Below are 25,571 nucleotides of genomic sequence, written 5' to 3'. Positions count from 1 at the left end.
GGCGCAGACACCGACGCAAAACCTGAATCCATTGGCCCTTCCGACGCCGCTCCGCCCTCATTGATAAAACGTTGATTTCGTGTTGATCTAATCTTGATCTTCGTCCTGATAAATTGACGCCCGATTGTCAGGCCCGGCATCTTCAACGGCATCGCTCGGGCTTAGTGTCTGATTGATTGGCCGCTACTGGTGCCCGCATGGGCAGGCGGGGCACGGGATTTTGGCGCTGCGTCGATGCGCCGGCGTTTTTTTGGTGAATTCGTGAGCCGCAAGGCACTTCGTTCTGCAATCCGGCAGCGGCGCGTAGCGCGCATTCGGTGCTTTGTTTGGGGCGCGTTGCTCGCCGCCAGCGCGAACCAAGCACTCGAAGTGCAGGCAGCGTCCTCGCTCGAGCCTCCAATGGCTCCTGCCATAGCGACTGCGACGCAAGGCAGCATCGAAGAACGCAGCGCGCCGGGCACTCCTGTGGCGAACGTGGCGCCCACCTTGGCTATCGCCGTCGAGAAGCCGGATCCGTCGAGGAACATCTTCTTCCCCGCCGGAGAGACAACGATCCCTTCTGTCGGCAGTGACACGCTCGCCGATATAGCGCAAGAGTTGCAGGCCGACCGGCGACTCACGGTGCTGCTGGTCGGGCACGCGAGCAGAACGGGAAGCAAGGAATACTGCGTCGCCGTCGCAGCCAAGCGCACGAGCGCGGTCACGGCGGCCTTGTTGGAACTGGGCGTACCTGCCCGTCAGATTCGCCGGCGTTCGCTGGGCTGCGAGCCGCCTTCACGCGGCGACTGCGATTCGGATGAATGTCGCTCGGCGGAAAGCCGGGTTGAACTTCAGTTCGTCGGGGCGGAGAAATGAAGCATCCGGCCGCCTGTCGGCGAATTACAGATCAAGTTCGCTCTTCGTTGCAGGAATGGCAGGACTTGTTGTTCATTTAATGGAAATATTTCAGGGAGATTTTGAATGCGCCGTATCGTTGCTGTCGTTGCCGTAAGTGCTCTGCTTGCCGCCTGTTCTTCAAATCCCGTAAAAACCGAGGCGGAGGCCCCGGCATCGACGGCCAAGTCCATGCCGGCCGCAGCCCAGCCGACCGCGAACACTGAAACCGACGCGCAGCGGATGGCACGCATCATCAAGACTTTGGCCGCCAATAGCGTTTATTTCGACTATGACGACTACAGCGTCAAAGCCCAATACCACGACATCCTGAAGCAGGACTACGATTTCCTGAAATCGTCGCCGCAGGTCAGGGTCACCGTGACGGGTAACGCCGACGAGCGCGGCAGCACCGAATACAACCTCGCGCTCGGCCAGAAGCGCGCTGAGGCGGTGGCACGGGCGCTCAGGACGCTGGGCGTGCCCGACGCGCAGCTGGAAGCCGTCAGCTACGGCGAGGAAAAGCCGCGCGCGGCGTGCCACGAAGAAAAGTGCTGGACCGAGAATCGCAGGGCGGATTTCAGCTTCAAGTAACGACGGTCGACTGGCGTCCCGGGGCCCATTAACATGCTCCCGGAGACGCTTGTCGTCATGTCATCCCCCGGGAGTCCGAACCTGATCTTTCCAGCCGTCGATTCTCTGCAATCAGGCGCACTCGACGTCGGCGACGGCCACACGATCCAATACGAGCAGTGCGGCAACCCGGCTGGGCTGCCGGTCGTGGTCCTGCATGGCGGACCGGCGAGCGGATGTTCGCCGCGCATGCGCCAGTTGTTCGATCCGACGCTGTTCCGCGTGGTGCTGTTCGACCAGCGCGGTTGCGGACGCAGCACGCCGCGGGGGGAGTGCGCGCACAACACGACGCTCGAGCTCGTCGCCGACATCGAACGGCTGCGGGCGCACCTGGGCATCGGGCGCTGGCTGGTGGCGGGCGGCTCGTGGGGCGCGGCGCTCGGCGTCGCGTATTGCGCCGCTCACCGCGAGGCCTGTCTCGGCGCCGTGCTGCGCGGGATCTTCCTGACCGGCCGCGACGATCTGGACTGGTTTTTCCACGCGGCCCCGCTGGCGCCCGAGGCCTGGTCACGACTGACGTCCTTCGTGCCTGAGGCGGCGCACGGCCGGGTCGGCGAATGGCTGTTCGACGCCGCGAGCGGCCCCGACGAAGCCCTCGCCGTCGAAGCCGTACGCCACTGGATCGCGTGGGAGCAGGCACTCGATTCGGGCCAGCCGCAGGCTTTGCCGCAACTCGACGACGCGGCGACGCAGGCGGCGCTCGACAAATACCGCGTGCAGGCGCATTACCTGCGCCGCGAATGCTTTCTAGGGGAAGACGAGCTGCTGCGCAGGGCCGTCGGCCTTTTCGACCTGCCGGTCGCGATCGTCCATGGACGGCAAGACCGGGTGTGCCGCCCGTCCAATGCATTGCGACTGCATGAGGCGATCGGCGGCAGCCGGCTCAAGCTCGTCGCGGGCGCCGGTCACAATCCCTTCGACGCACCGATGCTCGCCGCATTTGCCGGAGCCTTGGCGCACTTCGCCGCGCAGGGTGATTTTTCCGGCTGGGCGGACGGCGATCCGGCCTGAATTTCCCGTTCGGTCGCTTCCAGCGTCCGCGCATCCAGTCCCGGCTTGCCGTAGCGGGACTGGTCGGCGTGAAGTCGCGCTTACGCAGGCATCTTGCGGAAGGCGACCGCGAAGCGGTTCCAGCCGTTGATCGCGACGATCAGCAGCGTCAGGTCGGCGAGCTCCGCATCGCTGAAATGCGGCCGCACGCGCGCCCAGGTCTCGTCCGGCACGTGGTTTTCGGAGATGAGCGTCAGCGACTCGGTCCACTCCAGCGCGGCACGTTCGCGGTCGGTGAAGAACGGCGTCTCGCGCCACACCGACACGGTCGCAAGGCGCCGCTCGCCTTCCCCGCCCTTGCGTGCGTCGGTCGTATGCATGTCGACGCAGAAGGCGCAGCCGTTGATCTGAGAGGCGCGCAGCTTGACCAGTTCGACGAGCGAGTGCTCGAGTCCGCTGCGTTTGACCGTTTCCTCCAGTGTGAGCATTCCCTTGATGGCGTTCGGGCTGGCTTTGTAGAAGTCGAGACGGGGTTCCATGCGATTTCCTGTACGGGTTCATTCGGGGTTGGCTGCCGCAAGTGCGGCGCGTGACCGTAAGATAGGCGCGGTAGTGGCTCCGTCCAATGACCAATTCCGGAAAAATCCAGGTAACCAGTAACCATGGAAATGCACCTGACCGTTCACGGGCGGCAGGATCTCGCCGGCCAGATCTACCGCCAACTGCGCACCGCGATCCTCGACCAGCGCCTGCCCGAGGGCGAACGCCTGCCGTCCACGCGCGAGCTCGCGGCCCAGCTCGGCGTCTCCCGCAAGACCACGCTCGACGCCTACGAGCGCCTGACCGCGGAAGGCTTCCTGTGCTCGCGCCCGGGCGACGGGACTTTCGTCGCCGAAGGCCTTGCGCGCCTGCGTGAGACACCGACGCCGCCGGCACCGCGTGCAGCGCCTCGCGCGCTGTGGGACAGCCTGCCGCCGGCACTGGCGATGCCGGGCCAAGTCACGCCCCTCCCCTACGACTTCATGGGGGGCGTGACCGACAAGCGGCTTTTCCCCTTCGACACCTGGCGCAGCTGCATCCATCACGCCCTCCGCATCCAGGCGCGCGGCCGCGGCACCTATCGCGATACGGCCGGCGAACAGGAGCTGCGGCTCGCGGTGGCGCGCTACCTGGGCTTCAACCGGGCGCTCGCGACCAACTGGCAGGACGTGCTCATCACGCAGGGCGCGCAGCAGGCGCTGGACCTGATGGCGCGCACCATCGTCGGGCCCGGCGATGTCGTCGCGGTCGAGGAGCCGGGCTATCCGCCGGCGCGTGCCTCCTTCCTGGCGCAGGGCGCGCGGGTCGTCGGCGTGCCGGTCGATGCCGAGGGGCTCGTCGTCGAAGCCTTGCCGCCGGACGCGCGCCTCGTGTACGTGACGCCATCCCACCAGTTTCCGCTGGGCATGCCGATGAGCCTCGAACGCCGCATCCAACTCCTGGAATGGGCGCACGAGCACGGCGCGGTGATCATCGAGGACGACTACGACGGCGAGTTTCGCTTCGAAGGCCGTCCGATGGAGCCACTTAAGACGCTCGACCGCAGCGGCCTCGTCGCCTACGTCGGGACCTTCTCCAAGACGATCTTCCCCGAGCTGCGCATCGGCTACCTCGTGTCGCCCGCCTCGCTGATCGACGCACTGCGCAAAGTACGGCAGATCGGCGACTGGCACAGTTGCGCGCTGACGCAGAACGCGCTCGCGAAATTCATGCTCGACGGCGACTTCGCGAAGCACCTGCGGCGCATGCACAAGCACTACGCCGCACGGCGGCAGACGCTGCTCGGCCACCTCACCGGCGCGCTCGCGCCCTGGTTCGAACCGATCGTCCCCGCGGCCGGCATCCACCTCGTCGCCCGATTCCGGCAGCCGCTGTCCGAGGCGCAGCTCATCGCCGCAGCACGGGAAGCCGCGATAGGGCTCTACGGCATCTCCGGTTTCCACGCGCAAGAGCCCAGGCGGCAAGGGATGCTGTTTGGCTACGGAGGGATCGACGCGGACGAGATCGACAAGGCGCTGAACATCCTCGCCGGACTGCTGCCGAAAATTTCCGGTTGACAGTTACTGCCTAAGCAGCGATATTACTGCTCAGGCAGTAACTGTTTGGATCGCACACCCACCATGACCACGCAAGACACCCCGAACACCGACGACACCCCGCTCTACACGCCTGAGAACTGGACGATGGACGAAAGTGTCGGCTACCTGCTCACCCAGGTGCGCGGCCGCATGGTCGCGGCGATCGACGCCGAACTCGCGCCGCTCGACATCACGTGGGCGCAGTGGGGCATCCTGCTGCAGCTTGCCAACGGCAAGGCTGAGACGGCGGCCGAACTTTGCCGCAACAGCGGCTGCGACACCGGCTCGATGACCCGGATGCTCGACCGGCTGGAGCAGAAGGGCCTGATGCGCCGCGAGCGCAGCGCCGAGGACCGCCGCGTCGTTCATCTGCGCATGACCGAAGCGGGCAAGGAACTCTACCCGCAGCTGCCTGAGATCGCGTTGAAGGTCCTGAATCGCCACCTGCGCGGCTTCACCCGCAGCGAACTCGAGCTGTTCAAGGGCTTTCTGCGCCGCATGATCGCGAACGCCGATTCGGCCTGACCAATCGAAATTTTTTTGACCTGATAGCTGCCTAAGCAGCCACAGCCTAACCCGTAACATCCCTGGCAGATTTCCTGGAGTCCATCATGAGCGTCCGCCCTCTCCTGCTCGCCACCCTCAGCGCCGCCGTCCTGACAGCCTGCGCCAGCTTCGAGGGCCTCGCGCCGCGCGCCGCCGTCAGCGATGCCAACCACTTGGCCGCCAGCACGAGTCTCGCAGGTGACGCGGACAAGACGGCCGCGTGGCCGTCCAACAACTGGTGGTCGGCCTTCGGCGACGCGCAACTCGATCGCCTGATGGACGAAGCGCTCGCGACAAGCCCCAGCCTGCGCATCGCCCGCGCCCGCCTGGATCGCGCCAACGCCGTGGCCGGCCTCGCCGACGCGGCCCGAGTGCCGCAGATCACCGCGAACGCGACAAGCACGAACCAGCGCTTCAGCGAGAACGGCCAGGTCCCGCCCCCGCTTGCCGGCTCGACCAAGACCTCCAACCGCGCCGCGCTCGATTTCAGTTACGAGCTGGACTTCTGGGGCAAGAATGCCGCCGCCTTCGAGTCGGCTGTCGGCAACGTCCGCGCGGCCGAAGCCGAGACGCAGCAGGCGCGTCTGCTCCTGTCCTCAGCCCTCGCCCGCAGCTACATCCAGCTGCAGCGTGAGTTCGAGCAACAGGACATCGCCGAAGCGCTGCTGCAGCAACGCCGCCAGCTGCAGGACCTGACCGACCGCCGTGTGCGCGCGGGCCTCGACACCGCCGTCGAATTCCAACAGGCCTCTGCCGCGATCCCCGCGACCGAGGCGGAGCTCGCGGCGATCCACGAACGCATGGCGCTGCTGCGCAACCAGATCGCCGCGCTGCTCGGTTCCGGTCCGGATCGGGGCCTCGCGATCGAGCGGCCCACGGTCGATATCGCGCACACGCTGGCGCTGCCGTCCGTGCTGCCCGCGGAGCTGATCGGCCGCCGCCCTGACGTCGTCGCGCAACGCTGGCGCGTCGAGGCTGCGGCGAAGGACATCGACGTCGTGAAAGCGCAGTTCTATCCGAACGTGAACCTCGTCGCCTTCGTCGGCTTCCAGTCGATCGGCCTCGGCCATTTCCTCGACGCCGGCAGCCGCATCGCCGGAGCCGGTCCCGCGATCAGCCTGCCGATCTTCGACGGCGGCCGGCTGCGCAGCCAACTCGCCGCACGCGACGCGGACTATGACGCCGCAGCCGAGCAGTACAACGCGACGCTCGTCGATGCGCTGCACGATGTCGCCGACCAGGTGGCGTCCTGGCGCGCGATCGACACCCAGCTCGAACAAAGCCGCGCTGCGCTCGGCCGCCTCGACGAGGCCTACCGTCTCGCGCTGCTGCGCTACCGCGAAGGCCTCTCGACCTACCTGACCGTGCTCAGCGTCGAGGCCCAGGTGCTCGGCCAGCGCCGGCAGGTCGCCGACCTCGAAGCCCGCCGGCGCGACACCGCAGTGGGCCTCGCCCGCGCGCTGGGCGGCGGTTTCGAGCCTGGCACCTCACCTGCCACCGTCCAGATCACCCGAACCCCTGCAGCAGCCTGAAGCGCTACCCCGGCCCCGCCCCCGGCCCCGAAGGAGAACAACGATGAACCCCGACAACGCCAACGCCGCCGCCCCTGCCGACGCCGCCAATCCCCGCCGCAAGCGCCTGCTGCTCGCCCTTTCCGGCCTCTTCGCCGCCACCGGCATCGCCTACGGCACCTATTGGGCCCTCTTCGCCCGCCACGTCGAGAAGACCGACGACGCCTACGTCGCCGGCAACGTCGTGCAGATCACCCCGCGCACGGCCGGCACGGTGCTCGCGATCCACGCGGACGACACGGATTTCGTCCGCAGCGGCGAATCGCTGGTCGAGCTCGACCAGGCCGACGCGAAGCTCGCGCTGGACCACGCCCAGGCCCAGCTCGCGCAGACCGTCCGCGAAGTGCGCACGCTCTTCGCGACGAGCAACGCGCTGTCGGCAACGACCCGGCTGCGCGAAGCCGACGTCGCCAAGGCCCGCGACGACCTCGCCCGCCGCCAGGCGCTGGCCGGCAGCGGCGCGGTCTCGGGCGAGGAAATCGAGCACGCCCGCACGGCACTCGCCGCCGCGACCGCGGCCCTCGCCGCCTCGCAGGAACAGTATGCGTCGAACCACGCGCTGATCGACAACGCGACCGTCGAACAGCACCCACGTGTGCTCGCCGCCGCCGCCCAGGTCCGCGAAGCCTGGCTCGCCTACGAACGCACCGAGATCCCGGCGCCGGTCTCGGGTTACGTCGCGAAGCGCGCGGTGCAGGTCGGCCAGCGCATCGCCCCGGGAGCGCCGCTGATGGCCGTGATCCCGCTCGACCAGGTCTGGGTCGACGCCAACTTCAAGGAAGGTCAGCTGCAGCGCATGCGCATCGGCCAGCCGGTGACGCTGACGTCCGACGTCTACGGCAGCCATATCGAATACCACGGCAAGGTCGCGGGCCTCGCGGCCGGCACCGGCTCGGCCTTCGCGCTGCTGCCGGCGCAAAACGCGACCGGAAACTGGATCAAGGTCGTGCAGCGTGTGCCGGTGCGGATCGCGCTCGATCCGGCCGAACTCGGCGAGCATCCGCTGCGGGTCGGCCTGTCGATGCAGGTCGATGTCGACGTGCATGACCAGAGCGGCAAGCAGCTCGCAGAAGGCGGCGCGCGGCAGGAGCCGATCGCGCGCACCGAAGTGTTCTCGGGCGAGAGCGAGGGTGCGGACGCACTGGTCAAGCAGATCATCGCCACCAATCTGCATGGTGCACCGGCGCAGGACATCCCGCCGCTCGCCCGCCGCGGTGACAGCGCCGACGCCAGCGCGCGAGTGGCCGGCGACGTGCGCAAGAACCCGCCGCTGATCCGCACGAAGCTGCAGCTCGCGCACTAAGCCTCCGTCCCCTGACAACCGCCGCAACCGGAGCCTCCGCCATGAGCCAAGCCCCGCAACCGCTACCCCCGCTCTCGGGCGGGGCCCTGGTCCTCGCGACGGTGGCGCTGTCGCTCGCCACCTTCATGAACGTGCTCGACACGACGATCGCCAACGTGTCGATCCCGACCATCGCCGGCGACGTCGGCGTCAGCGCGAGCCAGGGCACCTGGGTGATCACGTCCTTCGCCGTCGCCAACGCGATCAGCGTGCCGCTCACCGGCTGGCTCACGCAGCGCATCGGCCAGGTAAAGCTCTTCGTGTCGTCGATCGTGCTGTTCGTCATCGCGTCGCTGCTGTGCGGCATGTCGACGAGCCTCGAGATGCTGATCGCGGCGCGCGTGCTGCAGGGCGCCGTCGCCGGACCGATGATCCCGCTGTCGCAGGCGCTGCTGCTGCAAAGCTATCCGAAGGCAAAGTCCGCCATGGCGCTCGCGATGTGGTCGATGACGACGCTGGTCGCGCCGGTGCTCGGCCCCATCCTTGGCGGCTGGATCTCGGACAACTACACGTGGCCGTGGATCTTCTACATCAACGTGCCCTTCGGCCTTATCGCCGCGTGGCTCACCTGGCGGCTGATGCGCACGCGCGAGTCCGCGACGCGGAAGCTCCCGATCGACGGCATCGGGCTAGCGCTGCTCGTGGTCGGGGTCGGCGCGCTGCAGATCATGCTCGACAAGGGCAAGGAGCTCGACTGGTTCGCGTCCGGCGAAGTTGTCACGCTCGCTGTCGTCGCGGTCGTCGCGCTGAGCTTCCTTGTCGTCTGGGAGCTGACCGACCGCCACCCGGTCGTCGATCTCACGCTCTTCAAGCGGCGCAATTTCGCCACCGGCGTGGTCTCGGTGTCGCTCGCCTACGGCCTATTCTTCGGCATGGTCGTGCTGATGCCCTTGTGGCTGCAGCAGTTCATGGGTTACACGGCGACCTGGGCGGGCCTCGTCACCGCGCCGATCGGCGTCTTCGCGCTGCTGCTGTCGCCGTTCGTCGGCCGCATCCTGCCGCGCACCGATCCGCGCCTGATCGCGAGCTTTGCCTTCATCGTCTTCGCGACCACCGCCTTCATGCGCTCGGGCTTCAATACCGACGCCGACATGATGGCGATCGTGATCCCGCAGCTCGTGCAGGGCGCGGCGATGGCGACCTTCTTCATCCCGCTGACCGCGCTGACGCTGTCCGGCCTGCCGCCCGAGCGCATCCCGGCCGCCGCCGGCCTGTCGAACTTCTTCCGGATCACCGCGGGCGGCATGGGCGCATCGATCTCGACGACGATGTGGGACGACCGCGCCGCGATGCACCACGCGCACCTCGTCGAACACATCTCGGTCTTCGACGCTGGCACGACGCAGACGCTGCAAGGCATGTCCGCGCTCGGCCTGGACCCGGCACAGGCGATGGGCATGATCGAACGCCAGGTCACACGGCAGGCCTACATGCTGTCGGCTACGGACCTCTTCTGGGGCGCCGGCATCCTGTTCCTCGCTTTGACCGCGGTGATCTGGTTGAGCCGTCCCGTGACGGGCAAGACGGACGCGAGCAGCGCGGGCGGTGCACACTGACTGCCCGCGCGGCGAATCTCATGATTTTCTGGAGGCGTATTCAGCGCGCGTAGCGAAGTCTGCATAAGGGCTTATGGCTATAGTTCAAGCCATTCTTCGGACAAGCTCACAAATCCTTACAGGACACCGCCATGCGCCGCCACGCCACGCCGCCGACCCGCCTCCGACCCCTGCACCTCGCACTCCTTGCGGGTCTGGGCGCCGTGCCGGCAATGGCAACCATGGCGGCGGAGACGGTGCCGACGCTGAACCCGATCGTCGTAACCGGCAGCCGCGTCGAAACCGAGAGCTTCGACCTGCCCTTCTCGATCGACTCGATCGACGCCCAGGCGGTGCGCGCCGGCAACCTCGGCGTCAATGCATCGGAAACCCTGAACGGCGTCCCCGGGCTGGTCGTGCAGAACCGCCAGAACTACGCGCAGGACCTGCAGATCTCGGTGCGCGGCTTCGGCTCGCGCGCGGCTTTCGGCGTGCGCGGCATCAAGCTGATCACCGACGGTATCCCGGCGAGCACGCCGGACGGCCAGGGTCAGGCCGCGACCTTCAACCTCGACACCGCCGAACGACTCGAAGTGATGCGAGGTCCGTTCTCGTCGATCTACGGCAACGCCTCAGGCGGCGTGATCCAGCTCTTCTCCCGCGATCCGAAGGGCCCCCCCTCGGTGTACGGCGGCGTGATCGCCGGCTCGTGGGACACCACCAAGATCAACCTCGGCGCCGAAGGCGAGAAGAACGGCGTCGGCTACCTGGTCGATGTCTCGCGCTTCGACACCAACGGCTATCGCGATCACAGCGCCGCGACGCGCGACCAGGCCTTCGCCAAGGTCCGCGTGCGCCCGGACGAGGACAGCAAGCTCGAACTCGTCGCCAGCGCGCTGAAGCAGGACGACACGCAGGACCCGCTGGGTCTGACCTGGACCCATTACCGCAACGATCCGCGCTCGGTCGAAACCGTCGCCGAGACCTTCGATACCCGCAAATCCATCGACCACCAGCAGGCCGGCGCGACCTACGAGCGCCGCTTCGGCTCCGGCCGCCTGCAGCTGACGGCATACGCCGGCGAACGCAGCGTGACGCAGTTCCAGGCGATTGCGCCCACCTTCCAGAACATCGCGACACGCCCCCGCCACTCCGGCGGCGTCGTCGAGTTCGACCGCGAGTTCGAGGGCCTGGGGGCGCGCTGGATCCAGACTCTGCAAGCCGGCCCCGGCGCACTCACGCTCACCGGCGGCGTCGACTACGACCGCTCCGAAGACGCCCGCCGCGGCTTCGAGAACTTCCTCGGCACGGCCGCGGCGCCGACCGCGCTCGGCGTGAAGGGCCGCGAACGCCGCCATGAGACCGACACCGTCACGAGCCTCGATCCCTACCTGCAGGCGAGCTGGGAGATCGAGAAATGGACCTTGCAGGCCGGCGTGCGCCACAGCGACGTGAAGTTCGAGGTCGACGACCAGTACATCAAGCCGGGCAACCCGGACGACAGCGGCGACGTCAGCTACAAGCGCACGACGCCGGCGGTCGGCATCCTGTACAAGCTCACGCCGGCCGTGAATCTCTACGCCAGCGCCGCGCGCGGCTTCGAGACGCCGACGCTCGCGGAACTGTCGTACTCCGGCACCGGCGCCTCGGACGGCTTCAACTTCGGCCTCAAGCCTTCGACCAGCAAGCAGTACGAGCTCGGCGCCAAGGCCTTCGTCGGCGACAACACGCGCGTCAATGCCGCCGTGTTCCAGATCCGCACCGAGGACGAACTCGTCGTCGATAGCAGCCTCGGCGGCCGCACGGTCTTCAAGAATGCGGCGAGCACGCTGCGCCAGGGCTTCGAGCTCGCGGCCGACACCGAATTCTCGCCCTACTGGCGCGCCCGCGGCTCGATCACGCGGCTGCGCGCGATCTACGACGAGCCCTTCGTGAGCGGCAGCGGCGCGAGCGCCGTCACCGTCAGCGACGGCAAGCGCCTGCCCGGCGTTCCGGCGCTGTCGGCGTATGCCGAAGTCGAATGGAAGCCGGTGCAGGGCCTCGCCGCAGCCGTCGAAACGCAGTACCGCGGCAAGGTCTACGTCGAGGACACCAACACCCAGCACGCCGCACCCGGCTACACGCTCGTGAACCTGCGCCTCACCACCGAGCAGCGCAGCGGCGCCTGGACCTTCGGCGAACTGCTGCGCGTGGATAACCTCTTCGACCGCCAGCACGTCGCGTCCGTGATCGTCGGCGACGGCAACGGCCGCTTCTACGAACCCGGCCCGGGCCGCAGCTGGTACGCCGGCGCGAGGGCCACCTACCGCTTCTGACGTATCCGTGCCCATCCTCCACGGTGACCGCTTGCACCCTGCCCGATGGCTTCGGGCAGGGTGTTTTTTATTGCTCGCCGGCCTGCTCCTGCTCGGCGCCACCGCGCAGGCCGCCGCCCCGGGCGTCGTCGTCCAGACCCTGCAGCCGCTCGCCTACGAGGACGCCCGCGCGGCGCTGCTCGACGCGATGGTCGATGAAGGCCTCGCCCCGCCAGGGATCAACCCATTCGGCGAGATGCTCGCCCGCACCGCGCCCGATCTCGGCCACCGCGCCGACTTCTTCGAGCGCGCCGAGATCTTTTCCTTCTGCAGCGCCCGCATCTCGGCCCGCCTCGTGACCGAGGATCGCCACAACATCGCGCTATGCCCGCTGACGATCGCGCTCTACACCCTGCCGGGCAAGCCGGAAACGGTGTTCCTCAGCTATCGCAAGCCGGCGATCGCCTCCCCCGGCGGGCGCATGGCCCGCGAACTGCTGCACCGCCTCGTCAATCGCACTCGAGAGAACGCGGGGCTGTCCCGCTGACCCGAATTCGGGGAAACAAATGGGACTCGCCGTGTCGGATTTCCCATGTACCGGGGAGGGGTAATTACATCTTTCGTATTATTCGGCTAGATTGATCGACGCAGCCCATCGATCGGGCCAGACAGGTGGTGAGTGAAACTTGCACAGCCGAACCGCGTTGTCCTGCTTTCCTACGTCCTGGTCCTCGGCCTGGCGGCGTTCGGCGTGTACGAGCAATGGTCGTATCGCATGGCGAGCATCTTGCGGCTCGCCGACGAAAGCCTGCAGGCGACAGCCAAGTCAATCGACACGACGGCCAAATCCGCGAACGACCACGTCGCGCTGCTCCGCGTCGAAGCGGAGCGTGCGCTGCAAAGCGACTTCCACGGCCCTCCGCATCCGGTGCGGGCCGCCCTGGTGCGCAACCCTGATGGCGCCAGCTACGGCCTGCAGGGCGAGCCTCCCGGCGTGCCGAGGGAACTCGCGGCCTACCTCATCGGGGGCGGCGACCTGCGCACGCTGCCCGTCGAGACGACGCAGGAAATCGAGGCGGCGCTGCATCTGACCCCGCTGTTCCGTCGCGTGATGCAAAACGTTCCGCAGGCCTCATGGGTTTACTACACGTCGGCGAACCGCTTCGTCTCGATCTATCCGATCGAGACGCAGTGGGATTTCCTCCACTGGAACGACGACATGCTGGCGCACCCTGTCTTCGTCGACACCGCGCCGACGAACAATCCGCAGCGGCTGGTGCGCTGGAGCAAGGCCTATGTGGACGAGGCCGGCAAGGGCCTGATGGCCTCCGTGACGGCGCCGGTGTCGGACGCGAACGGGCGCTTCCGCGGCATGGTGGCGCTGGACATCACGCTGACCACGCTCAACGACCACCTTTCCGGTTCCGGGCTCGATATCGGCAAGCCCTTCGTCGCCAATCAGTACGGACAACTCGTCGCCCACCCCGACCTGATCCGGCCCGGCAACGACACGCTCCGCCAGATCGATGCCGCGATGCCGGCGGCGATCGCGCAGGACATCGCCGGCCTGATGCCCGCCACCAAGGCAACTTACACCCGGACCGGCGACTGGCTGCTGCATACCGTCGACCTGCAGTACGCCCCGTGGACGGTCTTCCACCTGATCAAGGTGGCCGAGCTGCGCTGGCGCGTGCTGTCCGGCATGTATATCGAACTCGCGACGCTGCTGCTCGTGCTCCTCATCGTAATCCTGCTCGAGCAGCGGCGCCGCGCCGCCCAGCGCTTGCGCATCTTCCGCGCGGCGCTGAACGCGAGCACCTCGGGCGTCCTGATCACCGACATGGACGCCTCGATCCGCTACACCAATCCGGGCTTCGAGGCGATCACCGGCTACTCTCGCCAGGAGGCGCGCGGAAAGACCCCGGCGATACTCAAGTCCGGCCTCACGCCCGAGAGCGTGTACGCGAGCCTGTGGGAAGCGGTCGCGACCGGCAAGAGCTGGCAGGGTGAGCTGCTCAACCGGCGCAAGAACGGCGAGCTGTACTGGAGCGATCTGCGGCTGTCGCGCGTCAAGGCGCAACGCGGCGAGCCGCCTTATCTCGTCGGACTGATGAACGACATCTCCGAGCGCAAGCAGGCCGAACAGGCGTTGCTCGACAGCGAGACCTATAACAAGACGCTGTTCGAGCGCTCCTACATCCCGCAGGCGATCGTCGATCCCGAGACGCGCCGCTTCGTCGATTGCAACGATGCGGCGGTCGCGATCTACGGCTGCAAGGACCGCAGCGAGCTGATCGGCCGCTCGCCGATGGATTTCGCCGTGACCGTACAAGCCGATGGCACACCGTCGGACGAGCTCTCGCAGCGTCACCTCGCCGAGTGCCTGCGCACCGGCACACTGTTGATGGAGTTGCGCAACCAGCGCCCCGACGGCGAAATCTGGGAAGCCGAAGTGCGCTGCACGAGCTTCCGCCACCACGACCGCACGCTGATCCAGCTGAGCCTGCAGGACGTCACCGAGCGCAAGCGTCTGCTCACGCAGATGAGCAAGGCGATGGTCGTGTTCAACGCCTCGACGCAGGGCATCATGACGACGGACGCGGCGGGCGTGATCACGTCGGTGAACCCCGCCTTCACCGAAATCACCGGTTACTCGGCCGAGGAAGCGATCGGCAAGACGCCGGCCATCCTGCGCTCCGGCAAGCATGAGCCGGCGTTCTACGCGCAGATGTGGCAGGCGCTCGCCGCGACCGGGCGCTGGGAGTCCGAAATCTGGAACCGGCGCAAGAACGGCGAAATCTACCCGCAGTGGCAATCGATCTCGACCGTGCGCGACGAGCGCGGGCAGATCGTCGCCTACATTTCGCTCTTCAACGACATCACGCTGCGCAAGCAGCAGGACGAGGCGATCTGGCGCCAGGCGAACTTCGACGCGCTGACCGGCCTCGCCAACCGCAGCCTGCTCTCCGACCGGCTCGACCACGCCCTCGCCCACGCGCGCCGCACGCACACGCAGGTTGGCGTACTGTTCCTCGATCTCGACGGCTTCAAGTGGATCAACGACACGCTCGGCCACGACATCGGCGACGAACTGCTGATCGAGGTCGCGCATCGCCTGACGTCCTGCGTGCGCGACCAGGACACGGTCGCCCGCCTCGGCGGCGACGAATTCACGATCGTCGTGCAGGATCTCACCCACGCCGACGACCTGCATGCGATCGGAGAGAAGGTGGTCAGCATCCTGCGCGAGCCCTTCGCGCTGGGCCAGATCCAGCACCGCATCTCGGGCAGCGTCGGGATCACGGTCTATCCGGACGACGGCGACAACGTGCAGACGCTGTTCCGCAACGCCGACATCGCGATGTACAAATCCAAGCAGGCGGGCAAGAACCGGCTGCAGTTCTACTCGCGCGACATGCAGACCGATGCGCTCGCGCGCATGCAGCTCGAGGCGGACCTGCGTATCGCGCTCGATCAGCACGCCTTCACCCTGCACTATCAGCCGATCGTCGACGCCGACAGCGGCGAACTGATCGGCGCCGAGGCACTGATCCGCTGGGATCATCCGACACGCGGCGCGGTGTCGCCGCTGGAATTCGTTCCCGTCGCCGAGGACAGCGGCCTGATCGTCGCGATCGGCGAATGGGCGCTGCGCGAGGCCGCCCGGCAGTCGCGGCGCTGGCGCGACCTCGGCTACCCGTCGCTGCGGATGGCGGTGAACATGTCCGGCGTGCAGTTCCGCGAGGCGACCCTGCCCGGCCTCGTGAGTGCCGTCTTGAACGAGTATGGCCTCGACCGGGACAGCCTGCTCGTCGAGATCACCGAATCCGTGCTGATGGGCGGCAGCGAGACGATCGAGACGCGCATGCGCGCGATCAAGGCGCTGGGCATCGGCTACGCGCTCGACGACTTCGGCACCGGGTTTTCGTCGCTGTCCTACCTCAAGCGCTTCCCGGTCGACATCGTCAAGATCGACCGCAGCTTCATCCACGATTGCCCCGACGACCGCAACGACGCCCACCTCGTCGAAGCCATCATCAACATGGCGCACAGCCTCGACCTGCGCGTCACCGCCGAAGGGGTCGAGACCGAGCAGCAGGTGAGCTTCCTGCGCGACCTGGGCTGCGATTACCTGCAGGGCTATTTCATCAGCAAGCCGGCCGACGCGACCGAATTCGAAACGCTGCTCGCCCGCCACTTCCTGCTGCCGCCCGACGACGGGTCGAGCCTCGAGGAAACGCGCCTGCTTACTGCGCTGCGCCACGACGACCTCGACATCGAAGACTGGTTGCGGCGCCTGCTCGGCGAGCGCTCGCCGCAACTCGCGGCCTTCCTGAGGCGCGGGCACTGGACGCGCAACGGGCTGGACCTGAAGAGGGCCATCCAGTCGCACCTGGATTGGCGCAAGCGTCTCAACGACTACGTCGCGGGCCGTCCTTCCGCCTCCCCCATCGACTTCGACGATGCGAGATCGGTCACCCGCTGTGCGCTCGGCGGCTGGATCGAAGGCAATGCCGGCATCCCCGACGACCGCCTGGAGCATCTCGACCTCATGCACCGCGAATTCCACAAGCTCGCGGGACAGATCGTCGCCGACTTCGACCTGGGCTACCACTCCTCGGCCCGCCGGACGCTCACCGGCCTGAAGTTCCGCACCGCTTCGCGCAATGTTGTCGTCGCGCTGATCGACTGCTTCGACGACCCGACAAACGACCAGAACGGCACCGACTGAGCCTTCTCCCGCGTAGCCCGCCGTTTGACAAAGCCCCAAGCGCCTTCTAAACAGAGGTAATCAAAAGAGATATCGCGCAAATGCGCATCGGGCCGCAGGGCCCACACTGCAACACGCCCCCGACCCCAAGCAGGAGGCGCCGATGCCCGCCAGCCGGAAGTCGAACAACATCCAGTTCCACCTGCCGGGCGCCGCGCGCGAAGCGCCCGCGCTGCCCCCGGCGCTGAAAGCCGGCAGCCGCGGCGCCGCGCCCCTCGCCGATCCCTTCCTCGATGGCGTCGTCCGCGTCGAGGCCGCCTACACGCTGTCGGCCCCCGGCCGCGATGCCGGCCCGACCGCCTCGCCCCGCGTCGCGCGCGGCAATCTCGTCGCGCTCGAAACCGCCGACGGCAGCACCGTCTTCATGCGCGCCGACAAGCTGCGCGAGGACCTCGCCCGCGTTCGCCCGGAGGCCATCCGCGACGACGGCTCGATCGACCTCGCCGCGCTGCGCGACCCCGGCGCGGCGGCGCGCGGCGTCAGCGACTGGCTGTGGTCCGGGCTGTCGGTGCTCTCGCTCACCCCGGACGCGATCACCGAGGCCGCGCGCGAGAAGGCGCTCGAATGGCTGCAGGAATGGCTCGGCGAACCGGCCGACGAGCTCGCCGACGCGGGCGCGTCCTGGCTCGGCGCGAAGGCGCTGATGTGGGCGATCGAGAACCAGCTTGCGGGCGAACCGGGCGTCTACCACTGGCGCGACGGCGGCGCCCTCACCGCCGGCGACCGCTGCGCCGCGGACGATGCTCGCCTCGCGACGGCAGCCGACGGCCCGATGCTGCTCTTCATCCACGGCACCGGCTCGCACACCCTCGGCAGCTTCAAGGAGCTGCGCGCCCCCAGCGCGAGCAGCGACTGGGAGCCGCTCGCGCGCCGCTTCGGCGACCGGGTGTTCGGCTTCGAGCACCGCACCTTCTCGGAGAGCCCGATCGAGAACGCGCTCCAGCTCGCCCGCACGCTGCCGGCCGGCGCGCGGCTGTCGGTCGTCACGCACTCGCGCGGCGGGCTCGTCGGCGACCTGCTCTGCCTCGCCGGCCTCGCCGACGACGCGATCGCCGCCTACCGCCACCAGGCGCCGCCCAACGAGAAGGAAAGCGCGCGCGAGAAACGCCTGCGCGATCTCGTCAGCGCGCACGACCAGGAGTCGCTCAAGGCGCTGCGCGACGAACTCGCCACCAAGAATTTCCAGATCGAGCGCTACGTCCGCGTCGCATGCCCCGCGCGCGGCACGCGGCTGCTCTCGGACAACCTCGATGTGTTCCTGTCCGGCCTGCTGAGCCTGATGGGCAAGCTCGTCGGCGCCGTCACCGGCCCCGCGGGCGGCGCCGTGCTGTCGGCCTTCAAGCGCATCGTGTTGGAGATCGCCGACAAGCGCATCGACGCCCGCATCGTCCCCGGCATCGAGGCGATGCTCACCGACGGGCCGATGAGCACCCTGCTCGCGGGTGCCCAGCGCAAGCAAGGCATCGCGATGGGCGTGATCAGCGGCGACATCGAGGGCGGCAACGTCCTCAAGCGTCTCGGCGTGATGTTCACCGACTGGATGCTGTTCGACCATTTCGACAACGACCTCGTCGTCGATACCGATTCGATGTACGCCGGCCTCGCCACCCGCAACGACACGCGCTACGTGTTCGACCAGGACGCCTCGGTCAACCACTTCAGCTACTTCACCAACCGCCACACGCGCGCTGCGCTGCGCGACTGGCTCACCGTCGACGATCCCGCGACGGTGCCAACGTTTGCGCCGATCATCCGGCTCCACGAACCGGCCGCCGCGGCCGCGCGCCGCGAGGCCGCGAGCCGTGGCGTGCCGGCGCCGGATACGCGCCCGGTGGTGATCTTCCTGCCCGGCATCATGGGGTCGCACCTCGAACTGAGAAAGAACTCCGACAAGCCCGGCGACGGCGACCGCGTGTGGTTCGACTTCCTCGATCTCGCGAGCGGCGGACTGCCGGAGATCCGTATCGACAAGCCCGACGTGCACGAGGAGTCGCTGTTCGACATGTTCTACGGCGACCTCACAGTCTTCCTCGAAGCGACGCACCGCGTGATCCGCTTCCCCTACGACTGGCGCCTGCCCGTGCACACCAAGGGCGGCACGGCCGATCGCCTCGCCGCGATGCTGGAAAAGGCGCTCGCCGACAACCCCAACCAGCCGGTGCGCTTGCTCGCCCACAGCATGGGCGGGCTCGTCTGCCGCACGATGATCGCGCGCCGCCCGGATTTGTGGGAGGCCCTCGTCAAGCGCGCGGGCGGCCGCTTCGTCATGCTCGGCACCCCCAACAACGGCTCCTACCTGATGGTCGAAGCGCTGCTCGGCAAGTCGGACACCATGCGCCAGCTTGCCCGCCTCGATCTCGCGCACGGGATGCAGGCCGTGCTCGACGTCGTCGCCGGCTTCCCCGGCGCGCTGCAGCTCCTGCCGCGACCGAAATTCGTCGACGGCACCCCAAGCCTGCACGACGACTACCTCGTCGCCGACCTGTGGCCCCAGCTCGCCGCGCAGAACCGCGACCGCTGGTTCGGCGACGGCATCGCCGGACAGGCGTCGGCCGACGGCCTCGCGCTCGCCCGCGAACTGTGGGACGGAGCGCTGTCCTCGAACGACGCGCCGAATCCGGTCGAACGCGTGCATTACGTCTTCGGCCAGGCCGAGAAGACACCCTGCGGTCTCGTCGAGGAAGGCGGCCAACTGAAGATGCTCGGCACGCCTGAAGGCGACGGCTCGGTGAGCTGGGCCTCGGGCCGCCTCGCGAACCTGCCGCCCGAGCAGAGCTGGTACATGCCCGTCGACCACGGCGCCCTCGCCGACACCGACGACTACTTCCCGGCGATCCTCGACCTGCTGCAGACCGGCACCACCACGCGCCTCGGCCGCCTGCCGGCGAGCCGCGGCGCCGCGGCCGCCCCGCTCCCCTACGACGCCCCACCGCCGGTGCTGCCGACCGAGGAGGAGCTCGCGCGCAGCGTCGTCGGATCGCGCCCGCGGCGGCGCAAGCCCGTCACCGCGGTCCGCCCGCTGCAGGTCTGCGTCACCGCGATGGACCTGCGCTTCGCCCGCCAACCCCTGCTCTGCGGCCACTACCTCGGCGATGCGATCTCCGGCGCCGAGGGCACGATCGACCGCTACCTCGTCGGCGGCGCGCTGCGCCAGCGCGAACGGCTCGGCGTGTACGCCGGCGAGATCGGCTCCAGCGCCTTCGTGCTGCAGGCGCGCGGCAACGAAGACCGCCTGCGCGGCACCGGCCGGGGCGCCGTGATCGTCGGGCTCGGACGCTTCGGCGCGCTCTCCGCGGCGGACATTGCCGAAACCGTGCGCGCCGGCGTTCTGCGCTTCCTGCTGCTGGCGCACGACCGCCAGGGCGCAAGACGCGACGAACCGACCGACGTCGCCCCCGCCGACAGCGAACTGACGCTCGCAAGCCTGCTGATCGGCTTCAACTCGACGACCCACATCAGCGTCGACGACTCGATCGAGATGATCGTGCGCGGCGTGCTCGCGGCGAACCGCCAGTTCGCCGAAGCGATGCCGCTCACGCACCTGCGCGTCGCGCGCCTCGAATTCATCGAACTCTACCTCGACACCGCGCTCACTGCGGCCCGCGCGGTCACTGCGCTGCCGCAGCGCATGGCGAGCGAGCTGCGCCGCCTCGAAGCGCGCATCCAGGCAGCCGACGTGCTGTACGAAGGCGAAGGCGCGCGGCCGCGCCTGGCAGCGTCGGCGCGCTCCGACTATTGGCCACGCCTGCTGGTGACCGCCGCCGATCAGCCCGAGAGTCTTCCCTCCGGGGAAGCCACGCTCCCGCCGGCGCCGCTGAAGGAAACCACGAAGGGCGAGCCCGTCGCCGAGTTCCTGAAGTACGTCTTCCTGTCGGAACGCGCCCGCGCCGAGAGCGTCGTCCAGCAACGCCAGCCCGGTCTCATCGAGGCGCTGGTCGGCAACGCGATCACGCACGACCAGTACGACGCGGATCTCTCACGCACGCTGTTCCAGCTGATGGTGCCGCTCGACTTCAAGGCGAGCGCGCGCGAAGCGGACCAGCTCGTGCTCGTCGTCGACGGCTATACGGCGAACCTGCCGTGGGAAATGCTGCAGGCCGACGATCTGCCGATGGCGGTGCGCACCGCGATGGTCCGCCAGTTCGCCACCACACGCTATCGCCGCAATCCGCTGAGCGTCACGCGCAAGGTCGCGTGCGTGATCGCCAACCCCTCGACCCGGGGCTACTTCACGAAGTTCGGCAAGGCGTCCCAGCCCATCCCGCCCGAGGCGGACAACCGCCTGCCCGACCTCCCCGGCGCTGCGGCCGAAGGGGCCGCGGTACGCGACCTCCTCGGCGAATGCGGCTACGACGTCAATTACGGCGAAGGGCTCGAAGCGCTCGACATCTTCGCGCGGCTCTTCCGCCAGCCCTGCAAGGTCCTCGTGATCGCCGCGCACGGCGTCTTTCAGGCCGAGGCCCGCGACGGCAAGGCCCGCACTGGGGTCGTGCTCTCCGGCGGCATGCTGCTCACCGCCGCCGAAGTGAGCCAGATGGAAATCGTGCCCGAACTCGTGTTCCTCAACTGCTGTCACCTCGGCGCGATGAGCGTTTCCCCCGAAACGGCGAACCGCCTTGCCTACAGCCTCGCGCGCGAGCTCATCGAGATCGGCGTGCGCTGCGTCGTCGCGGCCGGCTGGCAGGTCAACGACGCCGCCGCGACGCTCTTTGCGACCCGCTTCTTCGAAGCCTTCGTGCGCCAGAGCCAGCCCTTCGGCAAGGCTGTCTTCACCGCTCGCCTCGCGACCTGGGAACAGTATTCGCAGAACAACACCTGGGGTGCCTACCAGGCCTACGGCGACCCGCAATACATGCTCGATCCGCCCACCGACGCCAAGCCCAGCGAGGCGCCGACCGGACTCGTCTCGCCAATCGAGCTCGTCGATTTCCTCAACGGCATGCGTACCGACCTCGGCTACGACCGCCGCAGCGTCGCGACCGTCGATCTCCAGCTCGCCGCCATCTTCGGCCACGTCCCGCCGGCATGGAGGGATCTGCCGGAAGTCCAGGCCGCAGTCGGCGCGATCTATGCGGAACTCGGCAGCGAAGGCTTCGAACACGCCTGCACGGCCTACGCTCACGCGCTCGCAGCGCAGGACCTCTCCGGCCGGGTTCCGGTGCGCATCGTCGAACAGCTCGCCAACCTCGAAGCGCGCCGCGGCGAAGCGATCGGCGACATCAAGCTCATCGAGGCCGCAATCCGCCGCCTGCGCGGCCTCATCGCCTTGGCTGCGACGCACGCCGGCGCGGAAGAAACCGCCCCGGTCCGCAACATGGATCGCTACGCCGTACTCGGCAGCGCACTCAAGCGCAAGGCCGCCGTCGTCGCCCTCACGGGCAGCTGGGCGGAGGTCCACCCCATCCTCGAAGAAGCCCGCAACGCCTACGCCAGCGCCGAATGCCCGCCGGACCAGCCGGGTTTCGATCCCTACCCGACGATCAACCGCCTGCAGCTCGACTGGCTGCTGCTCGAAGCCGACGACCCCGCCCGCCACGACCAGGTCGCGCGCCAGGCGGCCGCCTGTGCCCAGGTCGCGCGCCGGCTCTTCGCGCAAAGCGGGGATTTCTTCAACGCCGTGAAGCCGGCCGACGCCGAACTCACCGCCCGCCTCTTCGACGGTCTGGACAGCGAAGACGGCCAGCACCTCGCCAGCCTGTACGACGACGCGATCGCGCAGATCCCGCGCAGCCGGCGGAAGTTCGATTCCGTGGTCCGCCAGATCGTGCTGCTCGCACGCTTCACGCGGCTGCGCGCGCAAGCGGGCGATGCGCACCGTGCGGAGATCCTCGACGACCTGGCCGGCGCGCTCGCGGACGCGTGATTGGAATTGCCCCCGGATCAGGTGCCCGGCTGCAGCGTCACGTTCACCTCGCGCCGCGCCTGGTCGCGCAGCACCGTGAGCTTGACCGTGTCGCCGATCTTGTAGTCGTCGATCAGCGCGAGCAGCTTGCCGACCGACTCGACCGGCTTGCCCTCGAGCTCGACGATGATATCGCCGGGAATCACCCCGCCGTCGCGCGTCACCGTCGCCCCGCGCAGCCCCGCCTCAGCGGCAGCCGTGCCCGGCCCGACCCGCAGCAGCACGACGCCCTTGACGCCCAGCGCCTTGGTCAGCTGCTCGTTGATCCCCTCGTCGATCGCGACGCCGAGCACCGGACGGATGTACTTGCCCTTGCTGATCAGCTCGGGCACGACGCGATTCACGGTATCGACCGGCACCGCGAAACCGATCCCGACGCTCGCCCCGCTCGGGCTGTAGATCGCCGTGTTGATCCCGATCAGGCGTCCGGCCGAATCGAGCAGCGGCCCGCCCGAGTTGCCCGGGTTGATCGCCGCGTCGGTCTGGATCAGGTGTTCGATCGACGGACCGTCTTCCGCCGGCAGCGAACGGTCGAGCGCCGAGATGATGCCGGTCGTCAGCGTCCAGTCCAGGCCGAAGGGGTTGCCGATCGCGAACACCTTCTGCCCCACCTTCAGGTCGTGGCTGCTGCCGATCGGCACCGGCAGCGGCCCCTTGAAGCCGACGCCGATACGCAGCACCGCGATGTCGTGCGCGGGCGATACGCCGACCAGTGCGGCGCGGAACTCGCGACCGTCGGCGAGCTTCACCGTCGCCTCGTTCGCCTCCCGGATCACATGGAAGTTGGTCACGACGTGGCCGGCCTCGTCCCAGATGAAGCCCGAGCCGGTGCCGCGCGGCACGGTGAAGACGTTGCGTGTCCAGAAGTCGCGCACCTGGGAGGAGGTCGTGATGTACACGACTGAGCCGCGCGAATTCTCGAACAGCTCGATCGTGCTGCGTTCGTCTGCCGCGAGATCGCCGCGCGCGGTCACGAGTCGCGGTTCGCTCTTCGTCGATGAAAATAGGCTGCCGACAAAGGGCAGCTCCTGCCAGAAGATCACCAGCAGGGCGATCGCCAGTGCGATCCACAGGAAGCGCGTCGACGCGGCGCCCCCGGTCCGCCCGCGCCGGCGGGGCTCATGATTCATGTCTTGCCTCTTTCAATTCACTCCACCTGCGCGAGCACGTCCGCCGCGCCCGACTGCAGCTCCTCGACGCGCTGCGGCGTCAGTTCCAGCCGGCTGAGCACCGCGCCGCCCTGCTTCTTCCACTCGCGGTCGACCGCAAGCGAGTGTCTGCCTTGCAGCCACTCCGCCAACTGCGCCAGCGCCGCAAGCCGGTAGCCTGCGCGCGACAGACCGACGAGCGTCGATGCGGCGATCTCGTGGTGGAACAGGATCGCCTCGCACATCGGCTCGGGCAGATACCAGCTGCGCGCCATGATGCTGCCCACCATCGCATGATTGAGGCCCAGGCGCTCCGACTCGACTTCGGTAAAGGCCTTGACCGGCTCGGCCGTCGCCGCAGCGAGCGTCGCGGCATAGTTCGGATTCACGCGCATCAGCACGGCGATTCCGCAGTCGCGGAACAACCCGTAGGTGTAGGCGTCCTCGGCGCGCACGCCCTCCTTGACCCCGAGCTCCCGGGCAAGCCATGCGCACAGGTGCGCGACGCGCGCCGAGGTGTCCCAGAATCCCGCCAGCGCCGGGTTCTCGGGCAAGGCCTGACGCACGCCATAGGCGGCAACCGTGCGCAGCACCATCAGCAGGCCGAGCCGCATCAGCGCATCGCGCACCGTCTGCGCCTTCACGCGGAAGCCGAAGATCGGCGCGTTCGCGGTCTTCACGAGCCACGCCGCGAGGCCGACGTCGGACGTGATCAGGCTCGACAGGCGGCGGTAGTCCGGCTCGTCGGCCTGCATCTCCGCCATCACGTGGTCCAGGATCGCCGGACGCGGCGGGATCTCGATCTTCGCCAGCGATTCCGCGAGCGCCGCATCGACGCCGGGAAGCTTCACACCATCGCCGTCACTCATCTCCGCACCCCTCGGGAACGACTGCCGAGGAGTGTCGCCGAGCAGCACGCCGTCGGTCAAATGCCGCTGGCAAGCAAACGTAGCCTCCCCCGCGGATCGGCCGCAGGAGGAGGCGGAATGGAGGAAGAAAGCCGGCCTTTCGCAGCTGCGAGGCCGGCCGGAAGGGCTTGTCTCAGGTTTCGATCGCAGTCGGCGTCAGGCAGAGGTCCGTGCCATGATCGTCGCAGCCGGGCTGCGGCATCGGATCGTCCGCGCCGTTCTTCGCGAGCTCGCTCTGGCACAGGTCGGTGCCGTGATCGTCGCATCCCGGCGCGGGAGGCGGATCGTCGGCCCCTTTGCGGGCCAGCGGGCTTTCCACGGTGACGCCGGAAATCCGGGCGCTGCCTCCCTGATCGGGAGCGCTTGCAGCATAGGCGCTCGAAACGCACAGTCCGAGCATGGCGGCCAGTACGGCCAGGTTTTGCGCTGTGGTGTTCATCTCTCTCTCCTGCGGGTGTCGGATCAACTGCGAGCGCGGTGTCACGCTCGCCGCTCAAGGCATCTTGCATGCCCTGTCCTTCACTATGCATCCGCCGTACCACGTGCACACGGAATCCGGATCGCTTCGACAAGCGGTTGTATTTATTCGAGAAAGATGAATTTAGAAGAAGTTGCCGCGCGGGTGGCCGACGGCGGCGAGGCGCGCGATGCGCCATCTCGCCCACCCACTTGGGCATAAGCCCCAGCCGATGGGGGACGGCGCCGTAGCCGACGCTCAGTTCGTCGAAGCCGACACGCGGCAGCACCCGTTCAAGTCCGTGAACCAGGCCATGAACGTGGCCTCCGCCCGTGCGGCGGCTTCGTCGGCCGCGTCGCAATCGGGTTCCGATTGCTCGTCGAGGTCGATGACCTCGAAGTCGCATTCCAGATATTGGATGTCCATTTTCGTGCCCTCCGGCGACCGGGGCATCTTCCTGCCCCACGACGCCAGATTACGCCCG

General features: G+C 68.0%; 17 protein-coding genes. 12 read left to right on the top strand and 5 right to left on the bottom strand.

The genetic code is table 11. The features are described from left to right. Positions 1-234 precede the first annotated feature (234 nt). The 3 genes from AZKH_RS07530 to pip all read left to right on the top strand — a co-directional run bounded on the left by AZKH_RS07530 (position 235) and on the right by pip (position 2,517). Positions 235-855, top strand: coding sequence for an OmpA family protein (locus tag AZKH_RS07530; protein ID WP_015435156.1), 621 nt, complete (start codon positions 235-237; stop codon positions 853-855). 105 nt (positions 856-960) lie between these two features. Further along, positions 961-1,467, top strand: coding sequence for a peptidoglycan-associated lipoprotein Pal (pal, locus tag AZKH_RS07525; protein ID WP_015435155.1), 507 nt, complete (start codon positions 961-963; stop codon positions 1,465-1,467). Positions 1,468-1,524: 57 nt separating this feature from the next. Next, on the top strand, positions 1,525-2,517 hold the full coding sequence (gene pip / locus AZKH_RS07520) for a prolyl aminopeptidase (RefSeq protein WP_051071749.1): 993 nt from the start codon (positions 1,525-1,527) through the stop codon (positions 2,515-2,517). A gap of 80 nt (positions 2,518-2,597) precedes the next feature. Here pip and AZKH_RS07515 read toward each other — a convergent pair whose 3' ends face one another. Then, on the bottom strand, positions 2,598-3,035 hold the full coding sequence (locus AZKH_RS07515; protein ID WP_015435153.1) for a carboxymuconolactone decarboxylase family protein: 438 nt from the start codon (positions 3,033-3,035) through the stop codon (positions 2,598-2,600). 123 nt (positions 3,036-3,158) lie between these two features. On the opposite strand from AZKH_RS07515, the gene AZKH_RS07510 reads away from it, so the two are divergent. The 9 genes from AZKH_RS07510 to AZKH_RS07470 all read left to right on the top strand — a co-directional run bounded on the left by AZKH_RS07510 (position 3,159) and on the right by AZKH_RS07470 (position 22,535). After that, a complete protein-coding gene (locus tag AZKH_RS07510; protein WP_015435152.1) occupies positions 3,159-4,592 on the top strand; it encodes a PLP-dependent aminotransferase family protein in 1,434 nt (477 codons plus the stop codon). A 63-nt stretch (positions 4,593-4,655) separates the two neighbouring features. Next, positions 4,656-5,138 carry a MarR family winged helix-turn-helix transcriptional regulator gene (locus AZKH_RS07505; RefSeq protein ID WP_015435151.1) on the top strand — a complete coding sequence of 161 codons (483 nt, stop codon included), beginning with the start codon at positions 4,656-4,658 and terminating at the stop codon, positions 5,136-5,138. An 86-nt stretch (positions 5,139-5,224) separates the two neighbouring features. Next, the gene (locus AZKH_RS07500) at positions 5,225-6,691 is read left to right on the top strand and encodes an efflux transporter outer membrane subunit (RefSeq protein ID WP_015435150.1); all 1,467 of its coding nucleotides are present in this window, start codon (positions 5,225-5,227) and stop codon (positions 6,689-6,691) included. Positions 6,692-6,734: 43 nt separating this feature from the next. Beyond that, positions 6,735-8,033, top strand: coding sequence for an efflux RND transporter periplasmic adaptor subunit (locus AZKH_RS07495; protein WP_015435149.1), 1,299 nt, complete (start codon positions 6,735-6,737; stop codon positions 8,031-8,033). A gap of 41 nt (positions 8,034-8,074) precedes the next feature. Beyond that, a complete protein-coding gene (locus AZKH_RS07490; protein ID WP_015435148.1) occupies positions 8,075-9,628 on the top strand; it encodes a DHA2 family efflux MFS transporter permease subunit in 1,554 nt (517 codons plus the stop codon). Between the two features lie 131 nt (positions 9,629-9,759). Beyond that, positions 9,760-11,922 (top strand): TonB-dependent receptor, encoded by a 2,163-nt coding sequence (locus AZKH_RS07485; RefSeq protein WP_015435147.1) that lies wholly within the window; start codon positions 9,760-9,762, stop codon positions 11,920-11,922. 70 nt (positions 11,923-11,992) lie between these two features. Next, on the top strand, positions 11,993-12,448 hold the full coding sequence (locus tag AZKH_RS07480) for a DUF302 domain-containing protein (protein WP_015435146.1): 456 nt from the start codon (positions 11,993-11,995) through the stop codon (positions 12,446-12,448). 132 nt (positions 12,449-12,580) lie between these two features. Further along, positions 12,581-16,633 carry an EAL domain-containing protein gene (locus AZKH_RS07475; protein WP_015435145.1) on the top strand — a complete coding sequence of 1,351 codons (4,053 nt, stop codon included), beginning with the start codon at positions 12,581-12,583 and terminating at the stop codon, positions 16,631-16,633. 142 nt (positions 16,634-16,775) lie between these two features. Further along, on the top strand, positions 16,776-22,535 hold the full coding sequence (locus AZKH_RS07470; RefSeq protein ID WP_015435144.1) for a CHAT domain-containing protein: 5,760 nt from the start codon (positions 16,776-16,778) through the stop codon (positions 22,533-22,535). 17 nt (positions 22,536-22,552) lie between these two features. Here the strand turns inward: AZKH_RS07470 and AZKH_RS07465 are convergent, their stop codons facing one another. The 4 genes from AZKH_RS07465 to AZKH_RS27225 all read right to left on the bottom strand — a co-directional run bounded on the left by AZKH_RS07465 (position 22,553) and on the right by AZKH_RS27225 (position 25,513). After that, the gene (locus AZKH_RS07465) at positions 22,553-23,704 is read right to left on the bottom strand and encodes a S1C family serine protease (protein WP_015435143.1); all 1,152 of its coding nucleotides are present in this window, start codon (positions 23,702-23,704) and stop codon (positions 22,553-22,555) included. 17 nt (positions 23,705-23,721) lie between these two features. Beyond that, positions 23,722-24,591, bottom strand: coding sequence for an HDOD domain-containing protein (locus AZKH_RS07460; RefSeq protein ID WP_041656006.1), 870 nt, complete (start codon positions 24,589-24,591; stop codon positions 23,722-23,724). Between the two features lie 172 nt (positions 24,592-24,763). Then, entirely contained in the window at positions 24,764-25,069 is a 306-nt protein-coding gene (locus AZKH_RS07455) for a hypothetical protein (RefSeq protein ID WP_015435141.1), read from the bottom strand. Positions 25,070-25,345: 276 nt separating this feature from the next. Beyond that, positions 25,346-25,513 carry a hypothetical protein gene (locus AZKH_RS27225; protein WP_156822063.1) on the bottom strand — a complete coding sequence of 56 codons (168 nt, stop codon included), beginning with the start codon at positions 25,511-25,513 and terminating at the stop codon, positions 25,346-25,348. Positions 25,514-25,571: the final 58 nt, after the last annotated feature.

Origin of the sequence: Azoarcus sp. KH32C (assembly GCF_000349945.1) — a bacterium.
GTDB lineage: Bacteria > Pseudomonadota > Gammaproteobacteria > Burkholderiales > Rhodocyclaceae > Aromatoleum.
Note: the sequence above shows the minus strand (reverse complement) of the source record. Positions and strands in the feature narration are given on the sequence as shown.

Coding starts and splice junctions, on each gene's coding strand:
- AZKH_RS07530 (WP_015435156.1), top strand. CDS start 235: ATGCGCCGGCGTTTTTTTGGTGAATTCGTGAGCCGCAAGGCACTTCGT.
- pal (WP_015435155.1), top strand. CDS start 961: ATGCGCCGTATCGTTGCTGTCGTTGCCGTAAGTGCTCTGCTTGCCGCC.
- pip (WP_051071749.1), top strand. CDS start 1,525: ATGTCATCCCCCGGGAGTCCGAACCTGATCTTTCCAGCCGTCGATTCT.
- AZKH_RS07515 (WP_015435153.1), bottom strand. CDS start 3,035: ATGGAACCCCGTCTCGACTTCTACAAAGCCAGCCCGAACGCCATCAAG.
- AZKH_RS07510 (WP_015435152.1), top strand. CDS start 3,159: ATGGAAATGCACCTGACCGTTCACGGGCGGCAGGATCTCGCCGGCCAG.
- AZKH_RS07505 (WP_015435151.1), top strand. CDS start 4,656: ATGACCACGCAAGACACCCCGAACACCGACGACACCCCGCTCTACACG.
- AZKH_RS07500 (WP_015435150.1), top strand. CDS start 5,225: ATGAGCGTCCGCCCTCTCCTGCTCGCCACCCTCAGCGCCGCCGTCCTG.
- AZKH_RS07495 (WP_015435149.1), top strand. CDS start 6,735: ATGAACCCCGACAACGCCAACGCCGCCGCCCCTGCCGACGCCGCCAAT.
- AZKH_RS07490 (WP_015435148.1), top strand. CDS start 8,075: ATGAGCCAAGCCCCGCAACCGCTACCCCCGCTCTCGGGCGGGGCCCTG.
- AZKH_RS07485 (WP_015435147.1), top strand. CDS start 9,760: ATGCGCCGCCACGCCACGCCGCCGACCCGCCTCCGACCCCTGCACCTC.
- AZKH_RS07470 (WP_015435144.1), top strand. CDS start 16,776: ATGCCCGCCAGCCGGAAGTCGAACAACATCCAGTTCCACCTGCCGGGC.
- AZKH_RS07465 (WP_015435143.1), bottom strand. CDS start 23,704: ATGAATCATGAGCCCCGCCGGCGCGGGCGGACCGGGGGCGCCGCGTCG.
- AZKH_RS07460 (WP_041656006.1), bottom strand. CDS start 24,591: ATGAGTGACGGCGATGGTGTGAAGCTTCCCGGCGTCGATGCGGCGCTC.
- AZKH_RS07455 (WP_015435141.1), bottom strand. CDS start 25,069: ATGAACACCACAGCGCAAAACCTGGCCGTACTGGCCGCCATGCTCGGA.
- AZKH_RS27225 (WP_156822063.1), bottom strand. CDS start 25,513: ATGGACATCCAATATCTGGAATGCGACTTCGAGGTCATCGACCTCGAC.